The sequence below is a fragment of the Streptomyces sp. NPDC020192 genome, assembly GCF_044388685.1.
Taxonomy (GTDB): Bacteria; Actinomycetota; Actinomycetes; order Streptomycetales; family Streptomycetaceae; genus Streptomyces.
The window spans coordinates 38,753-44,868 of the sequence record NZ_JBIRXG010000042.1 but is presented as its reverse complement, the minus strand read 5'-3'; the positions used below and the strand labels follow the sequence as shown (position 1 = coordinate 44,868).

Genomic DNA, 6,116 nt, shown 5'->3' with positions numbered 1-6,116 from the left:
CTTGGTCGTGAACCCGTCTACCGGGAGCTTCACTGCGTTGTACAGACCTCCGCGACCAAGCAGCCACCCTCACCACGAGGTTGGAAAAGGCTCACTGACGCGCTCGAAGCCGCCGCCCACACCCGGGGCGGCAGCCTCGACGGGGCGATCTTCCACAGTGACAACGGGGCGCAATACGCCTCGAAGGAGTTCGCGAAGGTGTGCAGTCGGCTCGGCGTGATCCGCTTGCGCGGAGCGGTCGGCACCAGCGGGGACAACGCCGCCGCGGAGAGCTTCAACGCAACCCTGAAAAGAGAGACCCTCCAAGGAAAGAAACGCTGGTCAGGGGTGCGTGAGGCCCGCTTCGCGGTGTTCCGGTGGCACTCGGGGCTTGGCTACATCAGCCCGATCGCCTTCGAACAGCGATCAGTTACGCTGACCGCCGCCGCATAGCAAATGGTGTCCACGCTTCAAGGGAAGGCCCCGGTGCTTCGCCGGAGGGTTGGGCCTTGCCAGGCTGGCCCCGGCCCGCGAAGGTGATCACCTCAAGAAGGGGCGATCAAGCAGGTGGTATTGCGATGAGCTTCGATCTCTATGTCTGGCACGAGCCGACGACGATCACGGTCGACCGGGCACTTCTTGTCTGCCGGAGTTTGGCAGACGGCGATGACACCGTTGTTCAGCCTGACCCGCGGAATCTCGCCCTGCTGGATGATCTGCTGGTCGGGTTCCCCGACCCCGACGACCCGAATGACGATGAGATCGATGACCTCGTGTGGAGCGTGAGCCCCGACGCAAACGAGCATCGGTTGATCCTCTGTGTCGGCTGGTCGCGGGCCAATGACTTCTCTCGTGCGGTCTTCGCCCTTGTGCAAAAACACGGTCTGACCTGCTTTGACCCGCAGCGCAACGAGGTCCACAACCGATCGACGTCCTGAGGGGCGCGCGCCCCTTGTGGCGTGTCCGATCAACCAGCTGTCGTGCTGTAGGTGTCGGGTGGTGCGGGGGCTCGTTCGGGGAGCTCAGCAGGGTAGAGCTGGTCCATACTGCCCTCGGGCAGGTAGCGGCGGGGGAGGCGATCCACTCGTCGTGCAGCTCGAAATGCACGGCTGTGACCAGCCGCAGGAGCGTGTCGTCGTTCGGGAAGACCTGGACGACGTCGGTTCGGCGCTTGACCTCGCGATTGATCCGCTGACCCCCCGGCCTGGCGCAGCGCCTGTTCGAGGCGGGTCCATACACCCCGACCTACCCCAAGGTCCAGGTGCAGAGCTATTCCACGATTGGCCCAGTGTGTCCCGCTTCAAATGGACCATATATCCGGGCCGCTAGCTGCATAGCCTCGACACCAATGCGGCTGAGACCACGAGCGACCGCTGTAGAGGATCTTGAGGTCGACACTGGTCCTGCTGTGGGTTCCTGGCCCGTACCTCCCGGTCGGCCGGACTGAGTGAGAGGACAAAGATCTGCTGTGAAGGCGTGCGGAGTGCCCGGGGCCGAGAAGGAAGTCGCCCTGCTGGAGTTGCCCGAACCGTCATCTCCCGGGCCCGGTCAGATCCTGGTGGCGGTTGATGCGGCCGGGGTCGGCCCGTGGGACGAACTGCTGAACGGCGCTGGCTGGGACGTGGGGCTGCGCCCCCCGGCGGCGCTGGGAGTGGAGGGCGCGGGCAAGGTGCTGGCTGTCGGCGCGGGTGTCACCGGGTTTGCCGTAGGCGACCGGGTTCTCGCACACGAGGCCCCGCTGCCCGGGGGAAGCGGCTTCTGGGCTGAACGCGTTCTGATCAACGCGGATCACGCGGCAGCCTGCCCACCTGGGCTGGACGCCGTGCACGCGGCGGCGCTGCCGGTCAACGGACTCACCGCGTTGCAGGCACTGGAGAAGCTGGACCTCAGCCGAGGACAGCGGCTCCTGATCACCAACGGAGGCGGGGCCACCGGAGCCCTGGCCATCCAGCTCGCCGCGGCCAAGGGCATCGAGGTGACCGCGACCGCGTCTGCTGCCGCCGCAGAGCGCCTGCTCGGTCTGGGAGCGATGGAGGTCGTCGACTACCACGACCCGAACTGGCCGGCCAAGGTACGCGGCGGGTTCGACGCCGCCCTCATCATCGCCGCCAGCACGGCGGACGCTGCCCTGCCTTTGGTGCGGGACGGCGGCCGACTGTGCTCCCTGACCTCGGACGCGCCTCCAGAGGAACGAGGCATCACGAGTTGGGATCTCTACGTCGAGCCCAACGCCGCGCAGCTTGTCCAGCTGGCGGAACAGGTCGCCGCGGGAACCTTGAAACTCGCACCGGAACCCCTGCCGCTGACCGAGGGACCGGCTGCGTTCGCCCGGGTGGTTACCGGACGGGCCGGCGGTAAGAAGATCGTGCTCACCCGAGCATGACCCGACCGGGCACCGCCCGATCCCGATGCTGGGCCACGGCGCCCCCCGGCGCGATCGAGAAGTCGTCAGGCCGGGGGTGGGCGACCGAGGAGGTGCTGGCGAGGTTTGCTCACGCCGGGGCCGCCACGGCAGGAAGTCGTGCTTCGAGGTGCTTCGGGTGCTGCGCGATGGTGAGCGGGACGCCGCTTGGGGTTGGGTGCTGTCCAGCGACATGCCGCCGCAGTATCAGCAGGCGGTGGAGACGGCCACAGGTCTGGCGCGTGCGGAGGTGGCCGACCGGGAGGTGCGTGCGGAGCTGTCCACGCTTGAGGGCACGCCGATCCTGTGGGCGGCCCGGCTCACCGGGCACGGCCACGATGTGCTGACCTACGCCGAGGCCAGTCCCGCCCCTGCCCGGCATCGTGAGGAGAGCCGGCGGCTGGGGGAGCTGCGGCCTGCGGAGATGGACGCGCTGCGCGTGTATGTCGGTGCCGCGGAGCGTCTGCGGGTGCCGCCGGCCGAGGGACTGGTGGAGCGGGTGCGCACGGCTTCCTTCGACGGTCCGGCCAACCGCTGGTCGCTGTGTCCGACCGGGGAGCAGAGGGAGTCGGTGGCGTACGCGTGCTATCTGCGGGCGGTGTGCGGGTCGGTGGCGGAGGCCAACCGGATTCTTCCGTGCGTACGGCGTCGTCGTGCGCGGGGACCGGTCGACGGACAGCATCGGATGGAGCCCGAGGTTACGTCAGCACACGACGACATTGCGCCCATTGCAACCCTGGTCGTGAGCAGGGGCGGCTGGTGTCGTTTCGGGGGGATTTGGTGTACGGGGTGGTGTCTGGCCTGAGGTGTTGTTGGTGGATTGAGAAGGCTGGCGGCATGGTTCTGGTGCCCTGGACGGTGTGTTCACCCGGGCCCTGCAGCACATCCAGGCCCGGGCTGACGCGGCCGATGGCATCGACTGGCTGGTGCAATCGACTCCGTCATTGTCCGCGCCCACCAGCCCGCCGCCACCGGCCGAACAAGGGGGCTCCACCGGCCGGACGAACCGGACGATCATGCCCTCGGTCGATTCCGTGGAGGACCGACCACCAAAATCCACCTTGCCTGCGACGGCAAACGCCGACTTCTCGCCGTACTGGTGACCCCGGTCCGGCGGCACGACTGCGTCTGGGCTCGCCCTCTTCTGGAACGGGATCCGGGTCCATCGCTCCGGCCTGGACCGGGCAAACGGCCAACCCACGTCTATGAGGCCTACAGTTCCCGCGGCAACCGGTCCCACCTGTGCAAACGCGGTATCGCGCACACCATCCCCGAGAAGACCGACCAGCGGCGGCACTGGCAGATCGCCGTCAGCGTGGTGGTCGGCCGCCCGGATTCGACAGGGAGATCTACCGTCGACGCAACGTCATTGAGCGCTGCTTCAACCGGCTCAAAGGCTTCCGTGGCATCGCTACCAGATACGAGAAGACCGCCGCGTCGTGCGAAGCGGCGGTCACACTCGTGTCATTCCTGCGCTGGGCAAGATCGGTTTGAAGACGGACCCTAGTTCAGCCGCTCAATCTGACGCCGTCCGTCCCCTGGGCCTGCTGGTGCAGCTACAAACACCGGGGACTCTGTAGCTACACAGCCATGAGAGACGGGTAACGGGTCAGGAGAGCCAGTCGGTGTAGTGGGTGGGGGCGAGTTGGGCGTTCTTGTCTGTGAGGACGTCGCCCTTGACGACGGCGAACATGCCGGCGGTGGGGTCGGTGACGACGGTGCGGTTGTCGCCCTTGTGGGACAGGGTGATCCGGCCCAGCTCGTCCAGGGTGAAGACCTCGGGGCCGGCGATGTTGCGGATGCCGTTCAGAGGGGAGCCGGCGGCGACCTCCGCGACCGCGGCGGCCACGTCCTTGGAGGCGATGGGCTGGATGGGTGTGGCGGGCAGCCTGACGGTGTCGGCGTCGGCGGTCCAGGACATGGCGGCGTCCATGAATTCCATGAACTGCGTGGCCCGGACGATCGAGTAGGGGATCGGCCCGGCCGTGAGGATCTTCTCCTGGAGCGCCTTGGCGCGGTAGTAGTCCAGCTCCGGCACCTGGTCCACGCCGACGATCGAGAGGACGACGAAGTGGCCGACGCCGCCCTTGTGGGCCGCGGCCAGGAGGTTGTCCATCGAGGTCTGGAAGAAGGCCAGGGAGGCTTCGTCGAAGGTCGGGGAGTTCGTCAGGTTGACGACGACGTCGGCTCCCGCCACCGCCCCGTCCAGTCCCTGGCCGCTGATGATGTCGACTCCGGTGGACTTCGAGTGCGGTACCGCCTCGTGTCCGGCGGTGTTCAGGTTCTTGACGACCTGCGACCCGATCAGTCCGGTACCGCCGATGACTGCGATCTTCATGACATGCCTTTCGTCGGGATTATGTGCGCAATATGGCATATGGCCGCTATGTGGGTGCGGCATGAAACGGCTTGTTGATCGACCAAGGTGGGACGGCGTCAGGGACCGTCGACGAACGTGACCGTCTCGTCGAGCGGCGCCCGGCCCGTGCGGGCGTCGCCCGCTGCGGCGTCTTCGAACCCGATCGCCATGCCGCAGAAGAGGATGAGGTTCTCCGGAGGCGACAGGACCTCCGCGACGGACCTGCGGTACTCCGACCACGCCATCTGCGCGCAGCTGTGCAACCCTTCAGCGCGCAGCAGCAGCATGACGGTCTGCAGGAACATGCCGACGTCGGACCACTGGGCCGGGCCCATGTCGCGGTCGATATAGCAGAACAGGGCGGCGGGCGCCCCGAAGCAGTTCCAGTTCTCGGTGGCGGCCCTCCGGCGTGCCTCCCAGTCCTCGCGGGCGATACCGAGTGCGCCGTAGCGCACCCTGCCGAAGTCGGACCGGCGCTCGCGGTAGGGGGACTTCAGGTCGGCTGGGTACATCTCGTACTCCCGCTCGTCCCAGGGGTCGCCCGCGGCCAGGCGCTCGCCGGCGCGCTTCTTGATCTCGGCCAGCGGCCCGTCGGTCACCACGTAGGCGCGCCACGGCTGGATGTTCGATCCGGACGGAGCCCAAGCCGCGGCGGACAGTACCCGCTCCAGCGTTTCCCTCGGCACGGGCCGGTCGGTGAACGCGCGCACCGCCCGTCGGCTCGTTACCGCCTCATAGACGTCCATGGCCGGCCGCCTCCATCTGTTCAACGGGTCTACCTTCGTTACACTCAAGATGGTATCACTAAATACCGTATCGAATGAAACGATCTCGATGCGCGAATCCCTACCCGGAGGGCACGGTGATCTACCGCGACCTGGCCGCCGACCCTGTCCCGCGCATCACCGCCGACGCCTGGTCCGCCGGATACGTCGCCCCCGCCGAGCGCACTCCGGAGCAGTCCGCCGCGTTCGCCGCGCGAGTGAAGCTCATCGAGGAGCTGGAGGAGGCGGACACCGTCCTGATCGGCGCCCCCATGGACAACTTCTGGATGCCGTCGACGCTCAAGGCGTGGCTGGACAGCGTGCTCCTGCTCGGCCGCACCGAGGGCCCTCCGCCCAGGGCACCCCGGTCATCGTCGTCGCCAGTACAGAACTACCTTCAGGCCGTCCTCAAGGGCACCCTCGGCCTGGACCTCGACTTCATCGTCCCCGAACTCACCATGGCCCCCCGCAACCCGGCCATGACAGACCTGGTCTCCCTCTACGAGGCGTCCCGCAGCCGCGCCTTCGAGGACGCGACCACCAAGGCCAAGGAACTCACGCAGCGCCTCGCCGCGTATCCCCCAAGCCGTGGACGCCGCGTGACCCCACCCCA

Annotated in this window: 8 protein-coding genes and 2 pseudogenes; 7 read left to right on the top strand and 3 right to left on the bottom strand. The window is 67.5% G+C overall.

Annotated features, from left to right (window positions below):
* Together ACH47Z_RS42125 and ACH47Z_RS42120 are read left to right on the top strand one after the other, a co-directional pair.
* A partial coding sequence (locus ACH47Z_RS42125; protein ID WP_399084266.1) for a transposase occupies nucleotides 1-432 on the top strand: 432 nt, incomplete at its 5' end.
* A 125-nt stretch (nucleotides 433-557) separates the two neighbouring features.
* Entirely contained in the window at nucleotides 558-917 is a 360-nt protein-coding gene (locus tag ACH47Z_RS42120) for a hypothetical protein (RefSeq protein ID WP_399084275.1), read from the top strand.
* Between the two features lie 190 nt (nucleotides 918-1,107).
* Here ACH47Z_RS42120 and ACH47Z_RS42115 read toward each other — a convergent pair.
* Nucleotides 1,108-1,218, bottom strand: a pseudogene (locus ACH47Z_RS42115) (hypothetical protein); the annotation flags it as partial.
* A 244-nt stretch (nucleotides 1,219-1,462) separates the two neighbouring features.
* On the opposite strand from ACH47Z_RS42115, the gene ACH47Z_RS42110 reads away from it, so the two are divergent.
* The 4 genes from ACH47Z_RS42110 (at nucleotide 1,463) to ACH47Z_RS42095 (ending at nucleotide 3,874) form a co-directional block, all read left to right on the top strand.
* Entirely contained in the window at nucleotides 1,463-2,362 is a 900-nt protein-coding gene (locus ACH47Z_RS42110) for an NADP-dependent oxidoreductase (RefSeq protein WP_399084263.1), read from the top strand.
* Nucleotides 2,363-2,519: 157 nt separating this feature from the next.
* A complete protein-coding gene (locus ACH47Z_RS42105) occupies nucleotides 2,520-3,185 on the top strand; it encodes a DUF6417 family protein (protein WP_399084260.1) in 666 nt (221 codons plus the stop codon).
* A gap of 55 nt (nucleotides 3,186-3,240) precedes the next feature.
* Nucleotides 3,241-3,483 (top strand): hypothetical protein, encoded by a 243-nt coding sequence (locus ACH47Z_RS42100; RefSeq protein WP_399084258.1) that lies wholly within the window; start codon nucleotides 3,241-3,243, stop codon nucleotides 3,481-3,483.
* A 139-nt stretch (nucleotides 3,484-3,622) separates the two neighbouring features.
* Nucleotides 3,623-3,874 carry a transposase gene (locus ACH47Z_RS42095; protein WP_399084255.1) on the top strand — a complete coding sequence of 84 codons (252 nt, stop codon included), beginning with the start codon at nucleotides 3,623-3,625 and terminating at the stop codon, nucleotides 3,872-3,874.
* Nucleotides 3,875-3,989: 115 nt separating this feature from the next.
* Here ACH47Z_RS42095 and ACH47Z_RS42090 read toward each other — a convergent pair whose 3' ends face one another.
* The gene (locus tag ACH47Z_RS42090; RefSeq protein WP_399084252.1) at nucleotides 3,990-4,718 is read right to left on the bottom strand and encodes an SDR family oxidoreductase; all 729 of its coding nucleotides are present in this window, start codon (nucleotides 4,716-4,718) and stop codon (nucleotides 3,990-3,992) included.
* A 98-nt stretch (nucleotides 4,719-4,816) separates the two neighbouring features.
* Nucleotides 4,817-5,485, bottom strand: coding sequence for a nitroreductase family protein (locus ACH47Z_RS42085; protein WP_399084249.1), 669 nt, complete (start codon nucleotides 5,483-5,485; stop codon nucleotides 4,817-4,819).
* A 74-nt stretch (nucleotides 5,486-5,559) separates the two neighbouring features.
* Here ACH47Z_RS42085 and ACH47Z_RS42080 point away from each other — a divergent pair.
* Nucleotides 5,560-5,787, top strand: a pseudogene (locus ACH47Z_RS42080) (NAD(P)H-dependent oxidoreductase); the annotation flags it as partial.
* Nucleotides 5,788-6,116: the final 329 nt, after the last annotated feature.

Coding starts and splice junctions, on each gene's coding strand:
- ACH47Z_RS42085 (WP_399084249.1), bottom strand. CDS start 5,485: ATGGACGTCTATGAGGCGGTAACGAGCCGACGGGCGGTGCGCGCGTTC.
- ACH47Z_RS42120 (WP_399084275.1), top strand. CDS start 558: ATGAGCTTCGATCTCTATGTCTGGCACGAGCCGACGACGATCACGGTC.
- ACH47Z_RS42090 (WP_399084252.1), bottom strand. CDS start 4,718: ATGAAGATCGCAGTCATCGGCGGTACCGGACTGATCGGGTCGCAGGTC.